Raw genomic sequence first — 26,116 nt, 5'->3', positions numbered from 1 at the left:
GTGCCTTGCGCAGCGAAATAAAGGAGGAGGCCGCAGGCCGGGGGACATTCGCGGAGCAAGGTACCCCGTCGGCGTGATCGCGCCCCGAACGACTCGAAACCACGCAAGTACTCATCAAGCGACGGCAGCCTTGAGATCGCGGAAGAAGCTTTCTTCCTGCTGAGCCTGCTCACGCAGCTTCGCAGCCAGCGCGACAGGGTCTACAGCCTCGCGCCCCTTCACCATCCGCGCGGCCTTGAGTGCGAACGCGCGCCAGCCGTCGCCGATGGCGATCAGCCGCTCCGACATCTGCTGCAGCTGCGGCTTGTCGAGCAGGTGCGCGGCCTCCTGCAGGAAGCCCGCATAGATGAAGCGAAAGCCCGCCCCGCCCGTGCCGATTTCTTCCTGCATGCGCACCACGTGGCCGATGAAGTCGACGCTGCGCGGGTCGGTCGGCGACAGGGCCTGCATGCGCTTGGCCAGCGTGCGCATGCCGCGCACGCCGACGATCGGGATCGGGGCGAGCATGTTGCGCACCGTCTTGCGGATGGCCTTGACGACGCTGGCGGCGTCGACCGCCTTTCGGTCGATGGACTGCGGGTAATACATGAGCCCCTTGGGCGCGAGCACGCCCTTGGCAAAGCGCGCGCGGGCCAGATCGCCGCTGGCGCAGCGCACGGGCTCTTCGAACACGGGGTCGCTGATCAGGTAGTCGTCGCCGTCCTTGCCGTACACCAGCAGGTTGTGCGCGTTGAAGTGAAAGCGCATGTTCGGCGGGAAGTACGGCAGCCAGTAGACCGAGGTCTGCAGCCCCACCAGCTGGCCATCGGCCAGCAAGGCGTCGAGCCGCTGCTGGCCGGCCTCGGGGCTGCGGAAGGTCTCGAAGCGAAAGCGCGCGGCCATCGGCGCCAGCAGGCCCTTGATGATGGCCTTGGGCGGCATGCGGTACGAAATGAGCGGCAGCCCCGACAGCTTGATGAACGGCAGGTACGCGAACGACAGCGCGGACGACAGCCCCAGCGCCATGCTCTCGCTCATCGGCGCGCCGTGGTGGCGCATCAGGCTGGAGATGACGCCGCTCTCGCAGTGCGCCGCCTGTTGGTGTTGGAACTTCACGGCAGGCCTTGCAGGGTGGAAACGGGCAGCCCCAGCGCTTCGCTGTAGCGTGCGAGCTGCGCTGCGGACAGCGCGGCGAAATGGCGCGGCTGCAGGTGGCGCCGCACGCGCCATTGCCAGAAGCCGCTGGTCTGCGAAAGCAGCGCCACGTCCATGCGGCGCTCGTACATCCAGTATTCGAGCGGCGAGGCCTGGCCCGCCTTCACGCGCTCCCTTGCGGCCTGCGCCTGTTCCACGAGTACATCGACCGCATGGCTGGTGACGATTTCTTCCGCCTCCCAGCCGCGCGAGGGGGTGGTGACGACACGGCCCTGCGCGTCGCGCGCGTACATCAGCTTGGAATGGCCGTCGAGGGTCGCATTGCCCTCCTGCGGTACCGCGTCGAGGTCCATGGCTACACCGCCTCCATGTAGATGAAGCCGCTGGAGAAGCGGCCGCTTTCCGGCACGAACATCAAGAGCTTCTGGCCGGGCTTGATGCGGCCCGAGCGGAACAGCTCGTCGAGCATGATGTAAGGCGATGCAGAGCCAGTGTTGCCCTTGCTGGCAAGGTTGCTGAACCAGCGCCCGCGCGGAATGTGCAGGCCCAGCGATTCCAGGCACTGGCTTACCGGCTCGACGAAATAGTGCGATGACAGATGCGGCAGGAACCAGTCGATGTCCGCCGACTTGAGCCCGCGCCGCTCGATGATGGCCGCGAGCGGCTCGCCCAGCGTGGCGCGCACGATGTTGTCGTTGAGCAGGCGCACGTCCTGCTTGACCGCGAAGGTCGACTCGCGCTGCCAGTCTTCGGGCGACTTGCGGGCCCAGCCATCGAGGCCGCCTTCGGCGTTCTTCTCGGCGCCTGCGTACATGCACACCGGCAGTTCGTGCGCGGCCGACGACAGATCGATCCAGTCGACGCGCAGCGACAGCGGCCCGCGCGGCTCGCGCTCCAGCAGCACCGCGCCGGCGCCGTCGGAGAGCATCCAGCGCAGGAAGTCTTTCTCGAAAGCCAGCTCGGGCCGGGCCTCGAGCGCTTCGAGCTTGTGCTCCAGCTCCGCCTCGAAGCGCGAACCGCGCATCACGGCCGAGGCCAGCTCCGAGCCGGTGGCCACCGCGCGACGCGCATCGCCCGCGCGCACCGACAGCCACGCATGCTTCAGCGCCGTGGCGCCGGCAAGGCAAATGCCCGCGCAAGCCACCACTTCGAGGCGCGGCCAGCCGAGTTCGCCGTGCACCATCACCGCGTGGTTGGGCATGAGCTGGTCGGGCAGCGAAGTGCCGGTGGCAAGGCAGTCGACCGGCCCCACGTCGTCGCCCAGCGCGCGGATGGCCGAGGCGGTGAGCTGCGCGTTGGTCATTGCCAGTTCGCCGGTGGCGCGGTCGATGGCGTAGTGGCGCGACTGGATGCCGTTGCTGCGCAGAATGAGCCGCCGCGCGCGCGAGGCCTTGCCGCCGATGCGGCCGAGCACGTCTTCGATGTCTTCGTTGCCGACCGGCGAAAAAGGCAGGAAAGCGGCGGTACGGGTCAGGAAGACATCAGTTGTCATAGAGATGGGAGCGGTCCGTGGCGGAGCCCGACGGGCACTCGAATTGGGCCGTCATTCTAGTCAGCCACCCCCGGAACAATGGCCGCAGCAGCGCCTGGAGCGTGAGGCTCACGGGCACTACCGTAATGATCAGTACCAGCAGGAACAGCACGTACAGCAGCAGCAGCGGTTTGCGCTGCCATGCACCGGGGCCGCCGGCCGCCATGATGAGCTTGCCCCACAGGTAGAAACTGCGGGTGCCGGCCTTCTCGCTGACGAGCAGCCGGGCATCGGCGCGCACCGCGCCCAGGCCGGCCAGCAGCGGCTGCGTACCGCGTTCGAGGCCGGCGTGCAGCGCATCGCGCAGCGCGCGGCCGAAGCGGCCGCTTCCGCGGATCTGTTCGGCGCTCAGGCCCGCGTCGGGCATGCCCCAGAAGCCGCGCTTGCGGCCCCAGATCAGCCAGGCCGGCGTGGTGAAGAAGGTGGCGAGCGTGGGGCCGGGGTCGGTCAGCACAACGTTGTCGATCAGGCGCGCGCCCACGTCGTCCAGCATGCCCTTGAGCTTCTCGTGCGCCAGCAACCACATGTTGCGGCACGCAATGACCGTGACCACCGGCTTTCCCTTGAGCAGGCGCGCGGCCACAGGATGCTTCAGGAACGCCGCGACTGGCTGCGAAGGTGCCAGGAACCACACTTGGTAAGGCAGGACGATGAGGTCGAAGTCTTCATCGCCGCTCAGCGACAGCTGCGCCAGCGGCTGCGGCTTCATGTGGGCCGACTCCGGGAAGGCGTCGAAGAAGGTCAGGAAAGGCCAGGGAAAGGGATACGGCTGCAGTGGCCGCAACACTTCCTCGTGCACCTGGATCGACGGATCGGCGCGCAGCGGCGCCACGATCTGCTCCGCCACCTGGTCGAGCTGGCCGGACTGCGAGTAGCGGAGAACCAGGACCCGCTTGAGGTCGTTGTTGCGGGGCGCGGCGACGGGGTCTGGGAGGCTGGAAAGGCTGGAGATCACTGGCGGTGGCTTTCGGGGGCCGTCGAATGTACGCGAAGCAAGCGCCAAAAGCATCTGCCATCAGTCATGTCTACGACTCCCGATGGTTGGGGCGGCCAGCCCCGCCGCCGGACCTCAGCCGCGCCTGGGGTGGGCCTGCAGCCAGAGCGCGACCTGTTCGCGCTGCGCGGCCGTGTAGTGCAGCCCCAGCTTGGATCTGCGCCAGAGCACATCTTCAGCGCTCACGGCCCACTCGTTGTCCTGCAGGAAGCGCAGTTCGCGCTCGAACAGGCCCGGTGCCACTTCGGCGCCCAGGCCGGCGAAGGATTTCGCATCGCCCAGCACGTCGGCAATGCGCGCGCCGTAAGCCCGCGCCAGCCGCCGCGCGAGTTGGCCGTAGAGCCAGGGGTGCTTTGCCTGCACGGCCGACACGAAGCGCTCGAAGTCATCGTCGGGGCGCTTCGCGGCGCCGATCCAGCCCGACAGGTCGCCGCCCGCGAGGAAGGCACCGTCGGTCCAGGCCGGGCGCTGCGTGGTCGACTGGCCCAGCATCTTGCCGACCTCGTCGGCCGCGTCCTCGGCCAGCTTGCGGAAGGTGGTGATCTTGCCGCCCCACACCGACAGCAGCGGCGCGGCGGTGGTGTTCGACTCGAGCATGTAGTCGCGCGTGACGGCGGATGGATCGCCCGATGCGTCGTCCAGCAGCGGGCGCACGCCGGAATAGGTCCATACCACGTCGGCCGGCGCGATGGGCTTCTCGAAGTAGCGGCTGGCCTGGGTGCAGAGGTAGTCGATCTCTTCCTGCGCGATGCGCGCCGCGCCGGGGTCGTCGCCGGTCAGTTCGATGTCGGTGGTGCCGATCAGCGTGAACTCGTCCTGGTAGGGAATGGCGAAGATGATCCGCTTGTCGGGGTTCTGGAAGATGTAGGCATGGTCGTGCTCGAACAGACGCGGCACCACGATGTGGCTGCCCTTGACCAGCCGCAGGCTCTTGGTGGCCAGCACCTCGCCCTTGGCCGACTGCGCCACGCCGCGCAGGAAGGACTCGGCCCACGGCCCCGCCGCGTTGACCACGGCGCGCGCACGCAGCGTGCGCCTGTTGCCGTCGGTGCCTTCCAGGGTGGCGGTCCAGCCGTCGGCGTCGCGCTGGGCGTGCACGCAGCGCGTGCGGGTCAGCACTTCGGCGCCGCGCGCCCGCGCATCAAGTGCGTTGAGCACCACGAGGCGTGCGTCGTCGACCCAGCCGTCGGAATAGATGAAGCCGCGCTTGTACTGGTCCTTCAGCGGCTTGCCCGCCGCATGCCGGCGCAGGTCCACGCTGCGCGAGCCGGGCAGCACCTCGCGCCTGGCGAGGTGGTCGTACATGAACAGGCCGATGCGGATCATCCAGGCCGGGCGCATCGACGGGTCGTGCGGCATCACGAAGCGAAGCGGCCACATGATGTGGGGCGCGCTCTTGAGCAGCACTTCGCGCTCCTGCAGCGCCTTGCGCACCAGCGAGAATTCGTAGTACTCGAGGTAACGCAGGCCGCCGTGGATCAGCTTGGTCGAAGAAGAAGATGTGTGCGAGGCAAGATCGTCTTTTTCGCACAGCACCACGCGCCAGCCGCGGCCGGCCAGGTCGCGTGCGATGCCGCAGCCGTTGATGCCGCCGCCGACAATGAGCACGTCGCAATCGGTGGCGGGCGCAGGCGGATTCGAGGAAAAATCGCTCACAGCAGATGGATCCGTTGGTTCGTGGCTTGGTTCGCTGACGGCGCCATTGTATTTTCGAATTCTTTCAATTTCATTCCTTTGAGCGCGATTTTCCTCGAAATTTCCTTTATCAGGATTCGCTTCCTTTCGTTTTAAATCGACGCGCACTGTAACCTTGCCGCAGTCTTCCTGCCCTTCGCGACGCCCCTGTGAACTCCAATCCCCGACAGATCAATCTCCTGGAAACCGTGCGCACGCGCGGCTCCGTCACCGTCGAAGAACTGGCCGAAATGCTCGGCGTCACGCTGCAGACCGTCCGCCGAGACGTGCAGCGGCTGGCCGACGAAGGATTGCTGACGCGCTTTCACGGCGGCGTGCGGGTGCCGAGCTCCACCACCGAGAACATCGGCTACCAGCAGCGTGAAACCCTGCACGCCGAAGGCAAGGCGCGCATCGCCCGCCGCGTGGCGGAACTGGTGCCCAACGACTGCTCGCTGATCCTGAACATCGGCACCACCACCGAGGCCGTGGCCAAGGCACTGCTGCGCCACACCGGCCTGCGCGTGATCACCAACAACCTGAACGTGGCCACCATCCTGAGCGGCAACAGCTCCTGCGAGGTGATCGTGGCCGGCGGCTCGGTGCGCCCGCGCGACCGCGCCATCGTGGGCGAGGCCACCATCGACTTCATCCGCCAGTTCAAGGTCGACATCGCGCTGATCGGCGTGTCGAGCATCGAGGCCGACGGCTCGCTGCGCGACTTCGACCTGCGCGAGGTGAAGGTGGCGCAGACCATCATCGCGCAGGCGCGCGAGGTGTGGCTGGCGGCCGACGCGAGCAAGTTCAACCGGCCCGCGATGATCCAGCTGGGCACGCTCTCGCAGATCGACCGGCTGTTCACCGACGCAGAACCGCCGCCGCCTTTCACAGACCTGCTGCTCGCGGCGCAGGTCCGGCTGGAAATCGCGGGCGACAACTGAAGAAAAACAAATACGGAGACGAAATGAAGACATACCTGCTGGCCCTGGACCAGGGTACTTCCAGCTCGCGCAGCATCGTGTTCGACCGTGAAGGCCGCATCGTGGCCATTGCACAGAAAGAACTCACGCAGATCTATCCGCAGCCCGGCTGGGTCGAGCACGACCCGATGGAAATCTGGCACAGCCAGCTCGCCACCGCGCGCGAGGTGCTTGCAAAGGCCGGGCTGCAGGCCAGCGACATCCACGCCATCGGCATCACCAACCAGCGCGAGACCACCGTCCTGTGGAACCGCAAGACAGGCCAGCCGGTGCACCATGCCATCGTCTGGCAGGACCGCCGCGCCGAGCCGCTGTGCGCGCAACTGCGCGACGAAGGCATGAGCGACACCATCCGCCAGAAGACCGGCCTGGTGATCGACGCGTATTTCTCCGGTACCAAGCTGCGCTGGCTGCTCGACAACGTGCCCGGCGCGCGCGCGCAGGCAGAGCGCGGCGAACTGGCCTTCGGCACGATCGACAGCTGGCTCATCTGGCAGCTCACCGGCGGCAAGGCGCACGTGACAGACGTGAGCAATGCCTCGCGCACCATGCTCTTCAATGTGCACGACAACGCTTGGGACGCCGAGCTGCTGAAGGCGCTGGACATTCCCCCCGCGCTGATGCCGAGGGTGCAGCCATCGAGCTCGCACTTCGCCGACACAGACACCACGCTGCTGGGCCATACGCTGCCCATCGGCGGCGTGGCCGGCGACCAGCAGAGCGCCCTCTTCGGCCAGGCCTGTTTCGAAGCGGGCATGGCCAAGAACACCTACGGCACCGGCTGCTTCCTGCTGATGCACACCGGCGGCGCGTTCCAGCCTTCGCAGAACGGCCTGCTCGTGACCAGCGCCGCGCAGACCGATGCGACGCCGCAGTACGCGATGGAAGGCAGCGTGTTCGTGGGCGGCGCCGTGGTGCAGTGGCTGCGCGACGGCCTCAAGGCCATCAAGGGCAGCGCCGAAGTGCAGTCGCTGGCCGAGAGCGTGCCCGACGCGGGCGGCGTGATGATGGTGCCGGCCTTCACCGGCCTGGGCGCGCCCTACTGGGACGCGGACGCGCGCGGCACGATCACCGGCCTCACGCGCGGGACCACGGTCGCGCACATCGCGCGCGCCGCGCTGGAAAGCATCGCCTACCAGAGCGCCGCGCTGCTGCAGGCCATGAGCCGCGACGCGGTGGCCGCCGGCGGCAAGCCGGTGGCCGAACTGCGCGTGGACGGCGGCGCCAGCGTGAACGACCTGCTGATGCAGTTCCAGGCCGACCTGTTGGGCATTCCGGTGGTGCGGCCCGAAGTGGTCGAGACCACCGCGCTGGGCGCCGCCTATCTCGCGGGCCTGTCGACCGGCTTCTACAGCGACGCGCGCGAGCTCTCCAAGCTGTGGAAGGTGGAGCGCCGCTTCCTGCCGACCATGGGCCGCGCGCAGGCGGAGGAATCGATGGCGCGCTGGGAACGCGCGGTGCGCCAGGCCACCGCGACCTGAACGGCGGCCCGGCGCACGTCGCCGCTTACCAGCCCCAGGTCAGGCGCTTCTGCACCCAGCCGGTGGCGCCGCCCTCGTGCCGCACCTTGATCCAGTCGCCCCTGCGCTCGATGGTGCGCAGCACGTCGCCGTAGCCGGCCTTCTTCAATACGGGGCTGCGGGTGCTCGGCGCGCGCCGCAGGTTGGCGACCTTCGCCTTCACGACGTGGTGCGGCGTCTTGCTGGTCATGGGCCGGTAGACCCAGGCCTTGTCGTTCTCGAAGTCGCTGACCCTCAGCCAGTCGCCCTTCCTGCCGATCACGCGGAACGGATAGCCCTTGCTCACTGTCCAGTGCGTTTCGTAGCGCTGTCCGGGGCCGGTGCGCATGTTGAGCGTGGGAACGGCGGCACTGACCATCTGCGAGGACGGCGCCGCCGCGAACACGGACGGCACGGCCGCCCATGAGAGGAAGAATGCGAGCATGAGCGCGGGCCATCGACTGAATCTATCCATGGAGCTGGGGTTCCTTTCTATCGAGCGTAGGGAGTGAATGTCCGGCGGTGCCGGGCGAGCCCGTCTGGGCGCCCTTGGCTCAATAAGTTCCGTGGGGATTTCCCCGACGGTCGTCTCCCGCGAACTCCGCGGCCTCATGCCCCCTGCGCAGCCGGGGAGACTGCGGTGCCCGGCGCTCCGGCCGGGGCAGAATCCGCCCCGCCCCACATCTCTGCTCGCGCTGCCAGCGCTGTCCGCTTGACTGCCCTCCCCGCTACCCCATCCCCGCCCCGCCACGGCGCATGGCTTGCCTGCGGCGTGGTCGGTGCCGCGCTGCTGGCGCTGATCGCGCTGGGCCACGACGGCCGGCGCATCGCGCAGCTCGCGGTGCTGGCATTGCCGATGGTGCTGTGGCTCGCATGGCCGCTGCGCAGCGCGCGCATGCGGCGGTTGCGCACGGTGCTGGTCTGGCTCTGGGCCATGGGCTTCGCGCTCGACGCCACGGTGCGGGCCTATCTGCTCGAAACCTACCAGGCCGCACCCGACGGCGCGATGGTGCTGGGCGCGGCGGCCAACACCAACGCCCGCGAGAGCACGGAGTACCTGTGGATGCACTGGCGCTCTGCCGCCGTATGGGGCGCCGTGCTGATCGCGGCAGGCCTGCTGGTGGGCATGTTCGCGCGGCGCGGCGCGGTGGCCTCGACATCAGGTCGCCCCGCACGCTGGATCACGGCGCTGCTGGTGCTGGCGCTGCTCGTGTCCTGCGTGGCCTATGCGAGCAAGCCGTGGCGCCGGCTGCATCCCGCGATCTTCTGGACACAGTGGGTCCAGTCCCTCCGCACGCTGCAGACCGCCTGGGCCGACCAGCAGCAGCAACGCGACCGCCTGATGGCGCAGGCCAAGGCCATCGCGCCCGTCATCACGCAGGCCGGGCCTTCCACCGTCGTGCTGGTCATCACCGACAGCATCAACCGCGACAACATGGGCCTCTACGGCTACGGCCGCCCGACCACGCCGCGCCTGCAGGCGCACAAGTCACAGACCGGCGAACAGATGGCGGTGCTGAAGAACGCATGGTCGGTCGACGCGAGCACCCTCCCCGCGCTGCGCAACATGTTCCGCTTCGGCCTGCCCGACAGCGAGAACCCGCCGCACGTGCTGGCGCTGGCGCGCGCCGCGGGCTACAAGGTCTGGTGGATCAGCAACCACGACGACCTGGCCATCGAGCAGCAGCATGCGCGCTTCGCCGACGTGGTCGACATGGTGAACCGCACGCCGGGCCGCGCCAGCGCCTCGCTGGACGGCGAGATCCTCGACTGCGTGCAGGAAGCACTGGCCGACACCAGCACCGAGCGCAAGCTGATCGTGGTCCACCTGATGGGCGCGCATCCGCACTACAGCCTGCGCTTTCCGGCGAATGCCAACCCCTTCGACGACGACATCGACGCGGTGGAAAACGGCCTGGTGAAAGACGGCCGCTCCTCATGGGTGCGGCGCTTCCGCCAGGAGTACGACGCGGCGCTGCTGTATCACGACTTCGTGGTGTCCGAACTGCTGCAGCAGACGCGCAGCGCGGGCAAGCCGCAGGACTACCGCGCATGGATGTACCTGTCGGACCACGGGCAGGAAGTGGGCCACGTCAGCGACCGCGCGGGCCACAGCCCATCGACCGCTTCGGGCTACCGCATCCCGGCCGTGGTGTGGCGCAACCGGCAGCCGCTGCCGGCTACCGATATGCAGCAGCCGTTCCGCGCGGACTGGACCGGCTGGACCCTGATGGACCTGCTCCACATCCAGTGGAACGGACAGAAGCCGGAACGCGACGTGCTGGCCGGCGCCTACCGCTGGCAGGCGCCGGAGATTCCGGTGGCGGTGGAGTCGTTCTCGCGTTAGCTCGTAAGCTGCACAAGCACTTGACGCATCAGAAGCTCGCGTTGAGATTGAAGCCCAGCGTGACCTTCGCGGTGCGGTAACCCTCCGGCTTGCTGATCGGCGCGCCGACGAAGAAGTCGTAGCTCAGCTTGGTCCACTGGCCGCGCACACCGATGACTGCGCCGGCCAGGCTGCGGCCGAGCAGGTCGACCGTCGAACGGCCGCCGACGTGGCCATAGTCGGCACCGACGTACAGCTCAGCCCCGCTTTGCCCCACGGCCCATCCGATGTCGTTGCGGATGAGCCAGCCGCGCTCGCCCATCAGGCTCGTCTCTCCATCGAAGCCGCGCACCGTGTAGCGCCCGCCGATGGCGAAGCGATCTTGCGGTGTCAACGGCGTGCGGTTCCACTGGGCGCGGATCAGGCCGGAGTAGCGCAGTTTCTGCTCGCCGACTTTGAACGGCGCGTTGAGCGTGACATCGGCCGTGTACAGCTTCAGCCGCGAGGTGCCCTCGCCGAACTCTTCTTCCGGCGCGGTGCGCGAACCGAAGCCGCCGGTGCCGCGCTTGTAGGCCAGCGTGCCTTCGAGCGTCGCCTCGCCGATGTACTCCTTGTGATTGAGGCTGAGTTCCCAGCCGCCGACCACGCGGTGCTGCACCTCGACCTCGGTATCGTCCACGAAGTTGCGCGACTCGCGGCGCCAGCCCTTGACCGCCACCGTTGTCTTGCGACTCTGATCGCGGTAGACGAGACGCGAGAGCTTGACCTCGGCGTTGTTGGACTTGCCGGCATAAACATAGTCCTGGTTCAGTCCGGCCACGCTCTGGCGGTACTGGCTGTTGGAGGCCGTGAGGCCCAGCAGCCAGTAGCCATACGGCAGCGAGTAGTGAACGGTCTGGCTTTCGGTGCCCTTGGCCGGGTCGCCGAAGAGGTGGTTGTTGATGTTGTGGTTGGCGCTGACGTAGAACAGGTCGCTCAGGCCGAAGGGGTTGTCCAGGGACAGGGTTGCACCGGCCTGATAGCGGCCGGTGGCTTCGGTGCCGCTGTCGTCGAGGCTGAGGGTGACGCGCCACTTCTTGGACTGGACATATCTGACGACGAAGTCGCTGTCGCCGGGCTTGGCGTTGGGGGCGGTCGAGGGTTCGATCTGGATGTCGGCTTCGGCGGTGGGGGCGCGCTTGAGGTTCTCCAGTCCTTGCTCAACGTCGCGCAAGTTCAGGAGATCGCCTGGGCGCGCAGGAATAGCTGTGGCCAGCAAGGCGGAACTGCCGAGCAGCGTGGACGAAGGGTCAGGCGTTGTCCGAATGGCGGCGATGCGGCCGGGCACGAGCGACAGGGTCAACGTGCCGGCAGACAGATCCTGCGGCGCAGCCAGCACACGAGTGGTGACCCAGCCCTTGGCGACGACGGCTTGCTGCGCGCGGGCGAGCACGACGTTGACGCCCGCCGTGCCAAGGCAACGGCCAACCGGCGAGTCGTTGCCATCAGGGCCGGACAGATTGGCGACAGCCCATTGGAAGGCTTCGGCCTGCTCACCGACCAGCAGCACGCGGTCGATGCGAAAGCACGGCGACTCGGATTCCGGGATGCGCTGTGCCGGAGCGGAAGGCGCAGCCTGCGGGCGCTGGTCGACGGTGCGCTCGTTCTGCTCGCGCAGGGCGCGCTCGCGCTCCTGCTGGCGTTGCTGTTCGACGAAGGGTTGTGGCGTTGTTGGAGACTGCTGAGCCAGTGCCACCAGCGGTGATACGACAAGGGCTGCGGCAACGGCCATGCGCGTGCGCCGATGCACGCCAACGGGATGGATCATGATCAGCGCTTGAACTCGACCGTGCGGACAGCGGACGGCTTGCCGGAGAAGCCGCTCACGGCGCCATCAGCGCCGAAGAGGATGTCCACCGGCTCATCTTCCTGGGTCGTCCAGTATCGCCAAGAGTTGCCGTTCAGGTCCTTGGTGTCGTCGCGCGAGGGATAGCTCAGCGACATCAGCACCTGAGGCCGCGTCATGCCGACGATGACCTTGGCAGAGTAAACGGCCCTCTGTACATCGGAACTCCAGGTGGCGAGCGTCACCTTGGGATCTGTCGGAACAACGATTTGGCGCATCCAGCGCTGCATGTCTTCCCTGCTGCGCGCAGTGTCATCGCGCAGCGAGACGTAGTCGCCGCCAATCGTGCCGTAGGCGTAGCGGTCGCGCTTCATGGAGTCAATCACCACTGGCTCGCCGGACGGCAAAATGGCACCGCCCAACATGTTGGTGCTGGAAACCCAACCGTACTCGGGGCGCAGGTTGCAGCAGGTGTAGCCGGTGATGGGTGGGGCAAGCTTGGTAGCGCAGCCCGTCAAGATCACGCAGGCGGCGCCTGCAAAGAAAGTTGCAACATGCGCAAGGGGGTGTGACAGCTTCATTCTCTTTTCTCAGCATTGTTTTTTCTTGCTTCTCAAAGCCTACCTCTGGCGGCGTATGCGTTCTCGATCAACGTACAGCACGATGAGGATGGAAACGGCTTTCTCAAGAAATTGCCCAATAGGGTGTTCTCTCATCTCTATATTGATAGAAGTTTGACTCAGGATGCAGCGCCGATTCTTCCCAGCTGTTCATTGGCGACCAATCGAGCGAAGTAAGTTTGTCGCAAAACACCCGCCACTCGGGTGACCAGCGGGCGCTACGGTCGACCCACAGGTCGTGCGGGATGCCGTCGCGATCAGGCCCAAGAAGTTCGGCTCGGCGCAGCAAAGACAAATCAAGCCAGGGATCCGAGGCCAAGCGCTGGACCGTTGCTGGCTCGAACAATTCGGGCAGATACGGACGAACGTAGGGGTAGCCTGTTGATTTCCATCCAGAAGTGACCCACTTGGCCCGGTGATTTCCATCTAAATCTGACCCACGTGATAACCCTAACCTGCTGCTTTTAGCAGCAGGAGCACAGGAGTGATTGACGTGGCGACACTGAGTGTCATCAGGCGTTGGGCACTGCGAGAGCAACTGTCCATCCGAGAGATAGCCCGGCGCACGGGCTTGTCTCGCAACACCATCCGCAAGTACCTTCGCGAGGGCGAGGCGGCGCCCAGCTACGCGAAGCGCATCAGCCCGAGCAAGCTCGACGCGTTCGCCGAGAAGCTCGGCGGCTGGCTCAAGAGCGAGGCGTCTAAGTCACGCAAGCAGCGGCGCACGCTCAAGCAGATGCACGCCGATCTGGTGGCGCTGGGCTACCAGGGCTCCTACAACCGCGTGGCGGCCTTTGCACGAGCGTGGCATGCGCATCTCCACGAGGTCCAGCAGACGACCGGGCGCGGCACCTTCGTGCCTCTGGCCTTCGGTCCCGGCGAGGCATTCCAGTTCGACTGGAGCGAGGACTGGGCCGTCATCGCTGGTGAACGCACCAAGCTGCAGGTGGCGCACTTCAAGCTCAGCCACAGCCGTGCGTTCATCGTGCGCGCCTACCTGTTGCAGACCCACGAGATGCTGTTCGATGCGCACAACCGGGCCTTCGAGGTACTCGGGGGCGTGCCTCGGCGCGGCATCTACGACAACATGAAGACCGCCGTGGACAAGGTACGCCGCGGCAAGGAGCGCGACATCAACGCGCGCTTCAGCGCCATGGTCAGTCACTACCTGTTCGAGGCCGAGTTCTGCAACCCGGCCTCGGGCTGGGAGAAGGGCCAGGTCGAGAAGAACGTGCGTGATGCGCGCCACCGGTTGTGGCAACCTGTGCCGGCGTTCGCCACGCTGGCGCTGCTCAACGACTGGCTGGAGGACCGCTGCAAGGCGCTGTGGGGCGAGATCGTCCACGGCAAGCTGCCAGGGACCGTAGCCGATGTCTGGGCGCAGGAACGGCCACTACTGTTGCAGATCCCCAGACCCTTCGATGGTTTCGTGGAACACACCAAGCGCGTCTCGCCCACCTGCCTGGTGCACTTCGAGCGCAACCGTTACAGCGTTCCGGCCTCCTACGCGAACCGGCCAGTGAGCCTGCGCGTGTACGCCGAACGCCTCGTCGTGGCGGCCGAGGGCCAGATCGTGTGCGAGCACACGCGCATCATTGACCGTCGCCACGACACCGCAGGTCAGACCGTCTACGACTGGAGGCACTACCTGGCAGTGCTGCAACGCAAGCCAGGAGCGCTCAGGAACGGAGCGCCCTTCAGCGAGCTGCCGCAGGGCTTCCGGCGGCTGCAGGCCGCGCTGCTGAAGCAGCCAGGCGGAGACCGCGAGATGGTGGAGATCCTGGCGCTGGTGCTGCACCACGACGAGCAGGCAGTGCTGACCGCGGTCGAACTGGCGCTGGAAGCCGGCGTGGCCAGCAAGACTCATGTGCTGAATGTGCTGCACCGACTGCTCGATGCCAAGCCCATTGCGCCGGCGCCTGTCACGGCACCGCAGGCACTGCGCCTGATGAACGAGCCGAAGGCCGATGTGCTGCGCTACGACACGCTCCGGGGGCGTGCCAGCGCTGCTGGCGGCCTGCGCGGGCCGCTGAACTCCAAGTCGAGTAGCCAGGAGGTGCGCCATGCGACATGACCCTGCCAGCGGCGCCATCGTGATCATGCTGCGCGAACTCAAGATGCACGGCATGGCCCAGGCCGTCGCGGAGCTGGCCGAGCAGGGATCGCCGGCCTTCGAGGCGGCCCAACCGATGCTCTCGCAGTTGCTAAAGGCAGAGACAGCCGAGCGGGAGGTACGCTCGGTGGCCTACCAGTTGAAGCTCGCTCGCTTCCCAGCCTATCGCGATCTCGCTGGCTTCGACTTCGCCAACAGCGAGGTCAACGAGGCGCTGGTGCGTCAGCTACACCGATGCGAGTTCATGGACGATGCGCAGAACGTGGTGCTCGTGGGCGGTCCGGGCACCGGCAAGACCCACATCGCCACGGCGCTGGGCGTGCAGGCCATCGAGCACCAACACCGCCGGGTGCGCTTCTTCTCGACGGTAGAACTGGTCAACGCACTCGAGCAAGAGAAGGCCAGTGGCAATCCCGGCCACATCGCGCACCGACTGATGTACGCGGACATGGTGGTGCTCGATGAACTGGGCTACCTGCCGTTCAGCGCATCAGGTGGCGCGCTGTTGTTCCATCTGCTGTCCAAACTCTACGAACGCACGAGCGTGGTGATCACAACCAACTTGAGCTTCAGCGAGTGGGCCAGCGTCTTCGGCGACGCGAAGATGACGACGGCGTTGCTGGACCGGCTCACGCATCACTGCCATATTCTGGAGACCGGAAACGACAGCTTCCGCTTCAAGCACAGCTCGGCTCAACCCGTTCAAGCAGTCCAACCTAAAAAGGAGAAAGCCAAGAACTTATCCACACCGTGAGCCGGCTGGCTCGCAAAGAGGGTGGGTCAATATTCGATGGAAATCGCGGGTCAGGATTCCATGGAACTCAACAGTGACGCTCAAATTCCCCTTGACCGCCGCGGCAGTCCCACCGCTGTTGTCTAGCGTTCCCTCTACACGCACGGTCGCGGTGCCATTGGCAGCCAATGTTCCGCCCACGTTCGTTGCAGCTCCACCGGCAGTGGCACTCAAGTCGCCCACCGCCGTCACGCTGCCGGCAGCGTTGTTGAGACCGCCCGCCGTGACGGTGGTGTTGCCACCCGCGCCAATCGATCCTTTGTTGCTGTTGTCGAGCAGGCCGCCGACGTTCAGGTCGAGGCTGGAAGCCTCCGCGGCTCGAATGGAGCCGCCTCGATTCAGCAAGCTGCCAGCGGCAATGGCTAGGTTGCCGTTGCTGGCGATTAAACCCGTATTGCTGTTGTCAAGCGCACCGACGACGGCGACGCGCGTGGCATCGCTGCCAGTCTGGATCATCTGGCCGCCACGATTGCTCAGCGAGCCTGCCTCGATGGCGATCTGTTTGGCGCTGGTTTTACCGCCGTCCTGGTTGAAGGCGCTCGACAGCGCGACTGCCAGCGCGCTGTTCGTCGTGATATGGCCGTTTGCCCCATTGAAGCCGCCACCCGAGATGGTCAAGGTGCCAGTGCCCGCATGCTCGATCCTGCCGGCGTTGTTCGTCGCCGCTCCGACCTGCAGAGTCAGGTCCTGGCCGTTGCTGGCGATGCGGCTGCCATCGTTGTTCAGGGTGCCGCTCACGGCGATGGTGGTCGCGCCGGTGCCGGTCTGCACGATCTCGCCTTCGTTGGTGTTGGCAAGATTGGAAGCATTGATCTGCAGTTGACCCGCGTTGATCTGGCCGGCGCCATTGATAAGGCTTTGCGCAGAGTTTCCAGTGGCGGTGATCGCCATCGTGCCGGTTGTGACCACCTTGGCCTTGCTGGTGATGACATTTCCCTGCGTGGCTGTGATGGCGATGTTCGCTGCGCTGGTCTGGCTGGTCGAAAGATCGACGCTCCCGCCTTGCAAGGTGGTGTTGCCCGCCGCGAGACTCGTTCCCACCGCCACGAGCGCGCCACTGGCGGTCACGCGGAGGTCTCCCGTTGCGCCGAGCTTGCCATCGCTCTCGATGCCGGCCCCCATCACACCCGAACTGCCGCCTTGCACACTGCCGGCTGCGACGCTGGTGTTGCGTCTCGCGGTGATGCTGCCATCGTTGGCCAGTTGCCCGTCCACCAACAAGCTGGCGTCATTGCCACCGCGCAGGCTCCCTGCATTGGAGAGGCTGCCTGCCTTGACCGTCAGATCGGTTGCTGCTGCGACATAACCAGAGGCATTGGCCAGCGCGCCGCTCACGTTCAATTGCGCCGCAGCCTGGGTCGACTGGATCGAGCCCTTGTCATTGCTCAGAGAGCCAGCACCGAGCACAAGCGCTTGGTTGGCGACCAGCGTACCCGTCGTATTCTTCACGGCGCCTTGAACTTGGGCCGTGAGCGTGTTCAGCGCGGAAACAGTGCCGCCCGTGTTGTCCAGGCTTGCGGCAGTCAGCGTGGTGTTGCGGTTCGCGGCAACGGTGCCGCCTTGGTTGCTGGTCGCTCCGCTCGTGGTGCTCGACACATTCCCCGCAGCCGTGAGGCGGCCCGCATCGTTGTCGAGGCTGCCCGCCTTAAGCGCGGCGTTGCCGCCGGCGCTCATCTCGCCTTGGCGGTTGTCCACCAGGCCTGATACCGTGACCGTCAGGTCCGACGTCTGGGCCGCGCGAAGAGTGCCGCCCTTGTTGGTCAGGCTGGCAGCGGCGAGGTCGAGGCCGCCATTGCTCGCCAGCGTTGCACCGCTGTTGTCGATGGCCCCTGATGTCACGATGCGGGTGATGCCGGCGCCTGTCTGCACGATCTCGCCGCCGCCGGTGTTGGCGATGTTCGAGACGCTCAGGTTGAGCTGGCCGGCGTTGAGTTGGCCGCCCTCGTTGACCAGCGTCTGGCCGGGCTGGGCATTGGCGGTGATGCTCAAGGTACCTGGCGTGACGACGGAGGCCTTGCTCGTCACGACATTGCCCTGCGTCGCAGTGACCACGACATTGGCGACGCTGGTCTGGCTCCTCGATAGATCGACGCTTGCGCCCTGCAGCGTGGCGGTGCCCGCCGCGAGGTTGGTGCCGTTGGCAGCCAATGCGCCGCTGACGGTCATGCGCAGGTCGCCAGTACCGCCGAGCTTCCCATCGTTCTGCACGCCCGCGCCGAACACGCTGGCCGAGCCCCCTTGCACGCTCCCCGCGGTGATTGTTGTGTTGCGGCCCGCTGTGACATTGCCGTCGTTGGTCAGCGCCGTACCGACCGCGATGTTCGCGTCGTTAGCACCGCGCATGCTGCCGCTGTTGGCGAGCGAACCGGCCTGGACGTTCACGTCGGTGGCCGCATCGATGCTGCCCCCGCTACCGTTGCTCAGCAAGCTGGTCACGCCGAGTTGAACGCTGGACTGCGCCGACTGAATGCTGCCCTGGGTGTTTTGCAGCGAGCCGGCGTTCAGCGTCAGCGCCTGATTGGACGTCAGAGTGCCGCTGTTGTTGATGCTGGCCCCCACGACCTTCGCGCTCATCGCACCCGCGGCCGATAGCGAGCCGCGTGTGTTCTCGAGCATGCCGCCGACCGTGAGGCCGGTATCGGTTGCACTGCTCAACACGCCGTCGGTATTGAGCAGATCACCGGAGGTGGCGATGTTCAAACTGCCCGCATTGAGCTTGCCACCCTTGTTGTCGAACGTACCGACGTTCGCTCCGAAGCTTTGGCTGACATTGAGCGTACCGCCCGCATTGCTGAAGCTCGGCCCCGCGACAGCCATCGTCGCCACATTGAGCGAGCCCCCCGCGTTGTTCACCTGCGGCGTGTTGAGCGTGATCGGACCGCCCGCGTAGATCTTGCCGCCGTCGTTGGAGATGGTGCCGCCTGCAGCGATGAGGCCTGGTGCGGGTGGTGTGTAGGTCGCCGGGGTGGAACTACCCCCGGTGCTGGTGCCGCCTGCGTCCGTTGTCGATGGTGTGGCCGTGCCCCCACCGCTGCTCGGCATCGAGGTGCCTGGAGTTGCTGTTACCCCGCCGTTTGCACCGCTACTCACAGGCTCGGCACCGATCGCGCCGCCATTGGCATTGCTCAGGACCGGCGAAGCAATCGTCAGACCCACCGAACTACCCTGCCGGATCGTGCCTCCACGGTTGGAGATGTCACCAGGCGTGGTCAGTTCAACGCGCTGCCCTTCCAGCGTGCCGATGTTTTCGAGGCGGCCTGCCGCCGTAACGACAAGTCCCCCAGCACCAGCGCCGATGCTGCCAGCGTTACGCACGCCCAGGCCGGCTTCGCTACCGATCAGGACGATCTTGTTGGCGTACATGCCGCCCAAGGCAGCGACGTCGAGCGCAAAGGTCGGCGCAGTGCCAGTACCTGTCGTGGGCGTGGTCTGGCTATGGTCCGCGCTGATCTGATTCGCACCGGTCACCACCTTGAGCTCGCTCGCCCAGATGCTCGCGTTGGCCTGCACAGCGCGCGCAAGAATGGCCGCGTAGTCGGTCTTGCTGGCATCGAGGCCCGCACCGTCGATGGTGACGGTGCCGCCACGAACCAGGAAACTGTCGAGACCGCCGACGGCGTTGAACTGGGGCGTGCCGGTGGTGAGCGTGGCGCGGCTGGCATTGATGAAGCCGCCGCCGTCGACGCTGATGCCCGCCGGGTTCGCGATGATCACTTCCGCGCGCTGGCCGCCCACTTCGATGTAGCCGCGAAGCTGGCTGGGTGTTCCGCCGTTGACCTCGTTGAGGATGATGCGCGCCGGGCCCGTGGCCAGATTGGGATTGCCCTGAACGAACCCACCCAGTTGGGTCTGTACGTTCACCCGGCTGTTGTTCAGGATGGCGCCGTTCGAACCGACGCTGAACTGGTTGTAGACGTTGCGCGAGACGCCCGCGGAGGAAGGGGTCTGGATGTTGACCAGCGGCACGCCATTGGGCGCAGTCAGAACGGTCGGGCGAAGGTTGCCGGGGACGTTCGGGGCTCCGGCGATCTGGCCCTGTGCGGCACCTGCGATCAGTACACCAGCGAGCGCTGCAACACCTGCGGCGGTCGTCGCCCTGCTAGCGCCCTTCCCAGTACTGGTGGCCGTTTCCTGGACCACCATGCGCATCCCTCTGGCCGCGTTGAAGACCACGCGGTGCAAGTGCCGATTCATCGCTCACGCTCCCTCACAGTTGTCATAACTCAGCATCATTTGTGACCAAATGAAAGCTGAGGACCGCGATTATGGGAGAGCAGCGCTCATCTACAAGGTATTAATGCACGCTTTTAAACGCCTGAAAACATCCAATCCAGGCGAGTTAGTCCATATTGTTTACTTTTGACGTTGCTGACTTCGTTGCGTCAACAATTGTCAAAAGCCTGTTCCGAGCGGAGCGGGCGTCATCTCCCTCAAGAGAGATGACGCTTTCACGATTTCAATGCGCCGGAACCAGGAAGTCCTGGCTGATCCGCCCGCCCAGCTCGTTCACGCGGTCGAGGAACTGCGTGAGATACGCGTGCAACCCCGTCGCAAGAATCTCGTCGACCCGCGCGTACTGCAGGTCGGCCAGCAGCTTGCCGGCGCGGCGCTGGGTTTCGGCGCTCTGCTCGTTCTGCACCTTCGCGAGGTTGTTGACCACCTCGACCAGGCTCGCATGCAGCGAGCGCGGCATGTCGGCGCGAAGAATCAGCAACTCGGCCACGCGCTCGGGCTTGATGACATCGCGGTACACCTTGCGGTAGACCTCGAAGGCCGAGACGCTGCGAAGAATCGCGCTCCAGTGATAGAAGTCGTACTCCTGGTCTTCCTCGGTGGCGGCGCCGAAGAACTCGCTGTTGAGCGCGTGGAACTTCACGTCGACCAGTCGCGCGGTGTTGTCGGCGCGTTCGAGGAAGGTGCCCAGGCGCGAGAAGTAGAAGGCCTCGTCCTGCAGCATGGTGCCCAGCGTGACGCCGCGCGACAGGTGCGAGCGGAACTTCACCCACTCGAAGAACTGGCCCGGGTCGCGCTCGAAGTCGCCCGCGCGCAGCATGCGGTTGACTTCGAGCCAGGTGGTGTTCTGGGTTTCCCAGGCTTCGGTGGTGAGCGCGCCGCGCACGGCACGCGCGTTCTCGCGCGCGGCCTTGAGGCAGGACACGATGGACGAGGCATTGCTCTCGTCCTTGACCATGAACTCCATCACTTCCTTGGGCGCGATCTGGTCGTACTTCTGGTTGTACCAGGGCAGCAGCTCGCTGATGGAGAGCACGCCCTGCCAGCCGTACTTGGCGACTTCGGCGGATTGAGGCAGCAGCGAGGTCTGGTAATTGACGTCGAGCATGCGCGCCGTGTTCTCGGCGCGCTCGGTGTAGCGGGACATCCAGTAGAGATGGTCGGCGGTACGTGACAGCATCTTCGTCGTGCTCCTACAGCGATTGGCTTTGCGACTGCGCGGGCGCCGCCTTGGGCTTGGGCGCGCGGTCGGCTTCGAGAATCCAGGTGTCCTTGGTGCCGCCGCCCTGCGACGAGTTGACCACCAGCGAGCCTTCTTTCAGCGCCACGCGCGTGAGGCCGCCGGGCACCATCTGCACCTCGCTGCCCGACAGCACGAAGGGCCGCAGGTCGATGTGGCGCGGCGCGATGCCGGCGTCCACGAAGGTGGGCGAGGTCGACAGGCTCAGCGTGGGCTGGGCGATGTAGCCGTCGGGCTTGGCGAGCACGGCCTTCTTGAAGTCCTCGATCTCGGCCTGCGTGGCGGCCGGGCCGATCAGCATGCCGTAGCCGCCGGCGCCGTGCACCTCCTTGACGACCAGGTCCTTCATGTTGTCGAGCGTGTATTGCAGCTCGTCCTTGTTGCGGCACATGTAGGTGGGCACGTTCTTCAGGATCGGCTTCTCGCCGAGGTAGAACTCCACCATCTTCGGCACGTAGGGGTAGATCGACTTGTCGTCGGCCACGCCCGTACCCACCGCATTGCAGATGACGACGTTGCCTTCGCGGTAGGCGCGCATCAGGCCCGCGCAGCCCAGCGTGGACGTGGGGCGGAACACCTCGGGGTCGAGGAAGTCGTCGTCCACGCGGCGGTAGATGACGTCCACGCGCTTCGGTCCGCGCGTGGTGCGCATGTAGACGAAGTTGTCCTTGACGAACAGGTCCTGCCCCTCGACCAGTTCCACGCCCATCTGCTGCGCGAGGAAGGCGTGCTCGAAGTAGGCGCTGTTGTACATGCCGGGCGTGAGCACCACCACCGTGGGCTCGGCAGTGGCCGGCGGCGCGCTGGCACGAAGCGTTTCGAGCAGCAGGTCGGGGTAGTGCGCGACCGGCGCGATGCGGTTCTGGTTGAACAGCTCCGGGAACAGCCGCATCATCATCTTGCGGTTCTCGAGCATGTAGCTCACGCCGCTGGGCACGCGCAGGTTGTCTTCGAGCACGTAGTACTCGCCGTTGCCGTCGGCATCGGGGGCGCGCACGATGTCGATGCCCGAGATGTTCGAGTAGACGTTGTGCGGCACGTTGACGCCCATCATCTCGGGGCGGAACTGCGCGTTGTTCAGGATCTGCTCGGCCGGGATGATGCCGGCCTTGATGATCTCCTGGTCGTGATAGACGTCATGCAGGAAGCGGTTGAGCGCCGTGACGCGCTGCACCAGTCCCTTTTCCATGCTGTCCCACTCGTTGGCCGGGATGATTCGCGGCAGCAGGTCGAACGGGATGAGCCGCTCGGTGCCGGAACCGTCTTCGTCCTTCGCGCCGTAGACGGCAAAGGTAATACCGACCCGGCGGAAAATCATTTCCGCCTCTTCGCGCCGCGAACGCATCACCTCACCGGGTTGCTTCGCGAGCCATTGGTCGTAGCGCTTGTAATGCTGTCGGATCGCAGCCCCCGCATAGGGCAACTGCTCATACATCTCGTCGAATTTGTGCATGGAACGACCAATCTCCTTGAGCCGTAGCTTAGCAAGTTCGAGGCCAGTAGAACCCCTTATGCGGCGGCCGGAGACGGGTCGAAGCTCTTTTTTCCTGGCTACCGCACCGTGCTTTCGGCCGGCGGCTGCTGCTTCTTGCGCGGCGAAAGGAATTCCTTGATGCGCTCCCCGCTCTCGTCGCTGTAGAGGCTGGCGACGGAAGATTCGCGCTCGGCGTCGAGCTGTTCCCGCCGGCTGCGGCCCCGGGCCGAATACACGAGCTGCTTGATGCGCGCCTGCACCTCGAACGGCCCGCGGGAAAGCTCCTGCGCCCATTCGAGCGCCGTGGAGCAGGCACTGCCGTGCGGCACCACCTTGTTGACCACGCCCCAGTCGTGCAGCCGCTTCGCGCTGCACGGCTTGCCGTCGAGCAGCAATTCCAGGGCGGCCTGCGGCGGCAGGGAACGCACCAGCGAATCGGAGCCGCCGCCGTCGGGCGTGAGTCCCAGGTTGACGTAAGACATGGCGAACCTGGCATCTTCCGCCGCCACGATGAGGTCGCAGGCCAGGCACAGCGAAAAACCGCCCGCCACGGCCGCCCCCTCGACCGCCGCGATGATGGGCTGGGGCGCTTCCTGGATCGCCATGATCCATTCATGAAGCGCCTCCAGGTGGCCGTGCTGCTCGGCCTCGGGCAACTTGCGCTGCCGCGCCAGCCGCCGCAGGTCGCCGCCGCCGCTGAAGTGCTCGCCCTCCCCGCACAGCACGATGGCGCGCACCGTGCGAAAGCCGGAGGTGGCCCGAAGCGCCTTGGCCGCCGCACGGTAGACCGACGGGTTGACCGCGTTGCGCGCGGCCGGGTTGCTGAGGGTCAGCACCAGCACCGGACCCTCGCGGTGCGTCTTGAGCCGCGGGCCGGACGTGGCCGTCGCGCTCGCGCTGGTGATGGTCGGGACGGCGGTCGTCATGGCGCAGGCCGGGAAAACCGGCCCCACCGGAAACTGCTGCGATCGTGCATGGCATCCCCTTTTCGTTGTGTCAGGACCATACAACGCATCGGGCGGCCGTTGGCGCGATCCGACAGAAGAGTGCTTTTTGTCTAATTTGACAATTAATTCACGATTTCGGCGCGCGCGGGCAGGCGATGCCGCCAGTAGTGCGCTTGGCGCTCGCGCTCGCAGGCGACATCGGCGGGCTGCGTGCTGCGCCAGTGGGCGGCGCCGCAGCGGGGGCTATCGACCAGCCGCACTCCGTGTGCCGCGTACCGCGCCGCCACCTCGGGCGCCGGGTGGCCGAAACGGTTGCGATAGCCCGCCTGGACCAATGCAATGCGCGGCTGCACGGCATCGAGGAATGTTTCGCTCGACGAGGTCTTGCTGCCGTGATGGGGCACGAGCAGCACGTCGGCACGCAAATCCGGCGTGCGCGCGATCAGCGCGGACTCCTGCATCCGCTCGACATCGCCCACCAGCAGCGCGGCGGCACGGCCGTTGCCGATGCGCAGCACACAGGACACGGAATTGGGCTTGATGGTGAAGGCCTGGTAGTCGTCCGCCACGGGGTGCAGCACCTCGAAGTCCACACCGTCCCAGCGCCAGCGCTGCCCGGCCTCGCAGCGCTGAGCCGGGTGCGAGGCCTGCAGCGGATGCGCGGCCTCTATCGAACTCCGCAACTCCGCTTGCGGCTGCATCGCGAGCACCGCCTGCGCCCCACCCGTGTGGTCGGTATCGCGATGGCTCAGCAGCAGCATGTCGAGGCGTTCGCCATGAGCGCGCAGCAGCGGCACGAGCACGCGGTGGCCGGCATCGCTTTCGAGGCTGTAGCGCGGGCCGGTGTCGTACAGCAGGCTGTGCGTGGCGGTGCGAACCAGTACCGCGTTGCCCTGCCCGATGTCGGCGGCCAGCAATTCGAACTCTCCCGCGGCGGGACGCGGCGCCTGCCACAGCAGCACCGGCAGCAGGAATGGCAGGCCGAGCGCGCGCAGCGACCACGGCAAGCGCATCGCGAGCAATGCGCCGCCAACCACGCCGCAGGCGGCCATCCACACGGGCGGCGCAGCCATCGACAGCGTGGCGAGCGGCAAGCCGGCGCACCATTGCAGCAGCACCGAAAGCGCATGCACCGCCCACGCAGCCGCGTCCCACAAAGGAGCGATGGCCACGCCCAGCATGGCCAGCGGCGTGACGACCAGCGTGACCCACGGGATCGCGACCGCGTTGGCCAGCAGCCCGACCAGCGACACCTGCTGGAACAGCAGCAGGCTCAGCGGCGCGAGCGCCAGCGTGATGACCCATTGCTCACGAAAGAAACCCAGCAGCCGCGCCGAAGCCCGCGCGCGCGGCTCGCCGGGCACCGACGCATCAGTGGCGAACAGCACGCCCACCGCCACGAAGCTGAGCCAGAAGCCGGCCTGCATCAGCGCCCATGGGTCAAGCGCCACCACCACCGCCGCGGTCAGCAGCCACACATGCGGCCACGGCCAGCGCCGCCCGGTGAGCCGCAGCAGCGCGACCGTCGCGAGCATCCACACCGTGCGCTGCGACGGCACGCCCCAACCGCTGAAAAGCGCGTAGAGCCCGGCCAGCAGCACGCCGCCGACCAGCGCGGCCTGCTGTGCGGGCAGGCCCAGCATCAAACGCGGGCAGCGCCGCCACAGCCAGCCAACGACATGCGCCGCCAGCCAGGCGAACATCGTGACGTGAAGACCGGAGATCGACATGAGGTGCGCCACGCCGGTGGCCCGGAACACATCCCAGTCCGCGCGGTCGATGGCCTGCTGGTCGCCCGTCACCAGCGCCGCGATCACCCCGGCTCGCGCGCGGTCGGGCACCCGCTCGAAAATCGCGTCGCGCACGGCTTCGCGCGCACGCTCGACCGGATGCAGCCAGGTGACGGCGATGCGCTTCGGCGCGGCATCCCGCGCGCCGGTCCGCACATAGCCGCTGGCCTGGATGCCCTGCTCCCACGCCCACAGCTCGCCATCGAAGCCGAAGGGGTTGACGTTGCCATGCGGCGCCTTGAGGCGCACGGCAAGCTGCCATCGCTCGCCGGCATGCAAGGGACCTATCGGGCTGGCGGATGCGGCCTTGCCTCCGGAAGAGCGGCCCCACAGGCCCGTGTTCTCCGCATACCAGCCGAGGGCGATGCGGTCTGGAACCACCAATGGCTCGTCGACAGACGCATCGGCCCAGCGCGCGGATTCCACGTCGAGGCGAAACCGCGTTCCGGCTTCGTTGCGTTGCGGCATCTCCGCGACGACTCCCGTGACCACGAGGTCGCGCCCTTCGAGCGCCGGTGCCAGCGCGCCGTCCGCATGGACCACGGCACGCCAACCCGCCAGCCCCGCCCCGGCCAGGGCTCCGCACAGCAGGGCAAGCACCATGGCCGGCATGCGCCGTTCGATGAAAAAAGGCCGGCGCCATCGCCAGAGACCCGCCACGGCCACCAGCAGCAAAACGGCATAGACCCATGCGGGCCAGAGCGACGGCTGCCTCAACTGCAGGGCCGCGCCCAGCAGCGATCCGCCCAATGCGGCGAAGCCTCGCGACCCGCCCACGGCATTGCCCGACGCGTGAAATCGCGTCATGAAAGAACGTCCGGACACATGATGCAAACCCTCCCCGACTCACGCTCAGTGGCGCGTTAATTGCTAAGCATCTCGGCTAGTATGCGTCTCACCAGAGACATCTTTCCGATGCAATCTGCCAGTACTGCACACAAAA

General features: G+C 66.4%; 17 protein-coding genes and 1 pseudogene. 5 read left to right on the top strand and 13 right to left on the bottom strand.

The window, feature by feature from the left end; all coding sequences use genetic code 11:
• Positions 1–114 precede the first annotated feature (114 nt).
• The 5 genes from ACWV14_RS12330 to glpD form a co-directional block, all read right to left on the bottom strand.
• The gene (locus ACWV14_RS12330) at positions 115–1,095 is read right to left on the bottom strand and encodes a BtrH N-terminal domain-containing protein (RefSeq protein ID WP_454908880.1); all 981 of its coding nucleotides are present in this window, start codon (positions 1,093–1,095) and stop codon (positions 115–117) included.
• Entirely contained in the window at positions 1,092–1,487 is a 396-nt protein-coding gene (locus ACWV14_RS12325; RefSeq protein ID WP_454908879.1) for a hypothetical protein, read from the bottom strand. The genes ACWV14_RS12330 and ACWV14_RS12325 overlap by 4 nt, the downstream gene beginning before the upstream one ends.
• A gap of 2 nt (positions 1,488–1,489) precedes the next feature.
• Positions 1,490–2,626, bottom strand: a complete 1,137-nt coding sequence (locus tag ACWV14_RS12320) for a beta-ketoacyl-ACP synthase III (RefSeq protein ID WP_454908878.1) — start codon at positions 2,624–2,626, stop codon at positions 1,490–1,492.
• Positions 2,616–3,620 (bottom strand): dialkylrecorsinol condensing enzyme, encoded by a 1,005-nt coding sequence (locus tag ACWV14_RS12315; RefSeq protein ID WP_454908877.1) that lies wholly within the window; start codon positions 3,618–3,620, stop codon positions 2,616–2,618. Before ACWV14_RS12315 ends, ACWV14_RS12320 begins: the two co-directional genes overlap by 11 nt.
• Before the next feature lie 114 nt (positions 3,621–3,734).
• Positions 3,735–5,315 carry a glycerol-3-phosphate dehydrogenase gene (gene glpD, locus ACWV14_RS12310; RefSeq protein WP_454908876.1) on the bottom strand — a complete coding sequence of 527 codons (1,581 nt, stop codon included), beginning with the start codon at positions 5,313–5,315 and terminating at the stop codon, positions 3,735–3,737.
• Between the two features lie 188 nt (positions 5,316–5,503).
• On the opposite strand from glpD, the gene ACWV14_RS12305 reads away from it, so the two are divergent.
• Together ACWV14_RS12305 and glpK are read left to right on the top strand one after the other, a co-directional pair.
• Positions 5,504–6,274 carry a DeoR/GlpR family DNA-binding transcription regulator gene (locus ACWV14_RS12305; RefSeq protein ID WP_454908875.1) on the top strand — a complete coding sequence of 257 codons (771 nt, stop codon included), beginning with the start codon at positions 5,504–5,506 and terminating at the stop codon, positions 6,272–6,274.
• Between the two features lie 23 nt (positions 6,275–6,297).
• Entirely contained in the window at positions 6,298–7,794 is a 1,497-nt protein-coding gene (gene glpK, locus ACWV14_RS12300; RefSeq protein ID WP_454908874.1) for a glycerol kinase GlpK, read from the top strand.
• Between the two features lie 25 nt (positions 7,795–7,819).
• Here the strand turns inward: glpK and ACWV14_RS12295 are convergent, their stop codons facing one another.
• Positions 7,820–8,287: an SH3 domain-containing protein gene (locus ACWV14_RS12295; RefSeq protein WP_454908873.1), complete on the bottom strand. Its 468-nt coding sequence runs from the start codon at positions 8,285–8,287 to the stop codon at positions 7,820–7,822.
• 237 nt (positions 8,288–8,524) lie between these two features.
• Between ACWV14_RS12295 and ACWV14_RS12290 the strand changes: the two genes are divergently transcribed.
• Positions 8,525–10,159: a sulfatase-like hydrolase/transferase gene (locus ACWV14_RS12290; RefSeq protein WP_454908872.1), complete on the top strand. Its 1,635-nt coding sequence runs from the start codon at positions 8,525–8,527 to the stop codon at positions 10,157–10,159.
• Positions 10,160–10,187: 28 nt separating this feature from the next.
• Here the strand turns inward: ACWV14_RS12290 and ACWV14_RS12285 are convergent, their stop codons facing one another.
• A complete protein-coding gene (locus ACWV14_RS12285; protein ID WP_454909625.1) occupies positions 10,188–11,909 on the bottom strand; it encodes a ShlB/FhaC/HecB family hemolysin secretion/activation protein in 1,722 nt (573 codons plus the stop codon).
• 38 nt (positions 11,910–11,947) lie between these two features.
• Positions 11,948–12,544: a hypothetical protein gene (locus ACWV14_RS12280; RefSeq protein ID WP_454908871.1), complete on the bottom strand. Its 597-nt coding sequence runs from the start codon at positions 12,542–12,544 to the stop codon at positions 11,948–11,950.
• 523 nt (positions 12,545–13,067) lie between these two features.
• On the opposite strand from ACWV14_RS12280, the gene istA reads away from it, so the two are divergent.
• Together istA and istB are read left to right on the top strand one after the other, a co-directional pair.
• Positions 13,068–14,657, top strand: coding sequence for an IS21 family transposase (istA, locus tag ACWV14_RS12275; protein WP_454901620.1), 1,590 nt, complete (start codon positions 13,068–13,070; stop codon positions 14,655–14,657).
• A complete protein-coding gene (istB, locus tag ACWV14_RS12270) occupies positions 14,647–15,450 on the top strand; it encodes an IS21-like element helper ATPase IstB (protein ID WP_454901618.1) in 804 nt (267 codons plus the stop codon). Before istA ends, istB begins: the two co-directional genes overlap by 11 nt.
• A gap of 72 nt (positions 15,451–15,522) precedes the next feature.
• On the opposite strand, the pseudogene ACWV14_RS12265 reads toward istB, so the two are convergent.
• The 5 genes and pseudogenes from ACWV14_RS12265 to ACWV14_RS12245 all read right to left on the bottom strand — a co-directional run.
• A pseudogene (locus ACWV14_RS12265) lies at positions 15,523–19,683 on the bottom strand (beta strand repeat-containing protein); the annotation flags it as partial.
• Positions 19,684–19,945: 262 nt separating this feature from the next.
• Positions 19,946–20,902 (bottom strand): alpha-E domain-containing protein, encoded by a 957-nt coding sequence (locus ACWV14_RS12260; protein ID WP_081267164.1) that lies wholly within the window; start codon positions 20,900–20,902, stop codon positions 19,946–19,948.
• A gap of 13 nt (positions 20,903–20,915) precedes the next feature.
• A complete protein-coding gene (locus tag ACWV14_RS12255) occupies positions 20,916–22,415 on the bottom strand; it encodes a circularly permuted type 2 ATP-grasp protein (protein WP_454908868.1) in 1,500 nt (499 codons plus the stop codon).
• A gap of 98 nt (positions 22,416–22,513) precedes the next feature.
• The gene (locus tag ACWV14_RS12250) at positions 22,514–23,362 is read right to left on the bottom strand and encodes an oxepin-CoA hydrolase, alternative type (RefSeq protein ID WP_454908867.1); all 849 of its coding nucleotides are present in this window, start codon (positions 23,360–23,362) and stop codon (positions 22,514–22,516) included.
• A 143-nt stretch (positions 23,363–23,505) separates the two neighbouring features.
• On the bottom strand, positions 23,506–25,980 hold the full coding sequence (locus ACWV14_RS12245; RefSeq protein ID WP_454908866.1) for a DNA internalization-related competence protein ComEC/Rec2: 2,475 nt from the start codon (positions 25,978–25,980) through the stop codon (positions 23,506–23,508).
• Positions 25,981–26,116 lie beyond the last annotated feature (136 nt).

Source organism: Variovorax durovernensis (genome assembly GCF_977011995.1).
The sequence above is the reverse complement of the archived record's forward strand: the minus strand, read 5'-3'. Positions and strand labels throughout refer to the sequence as shown.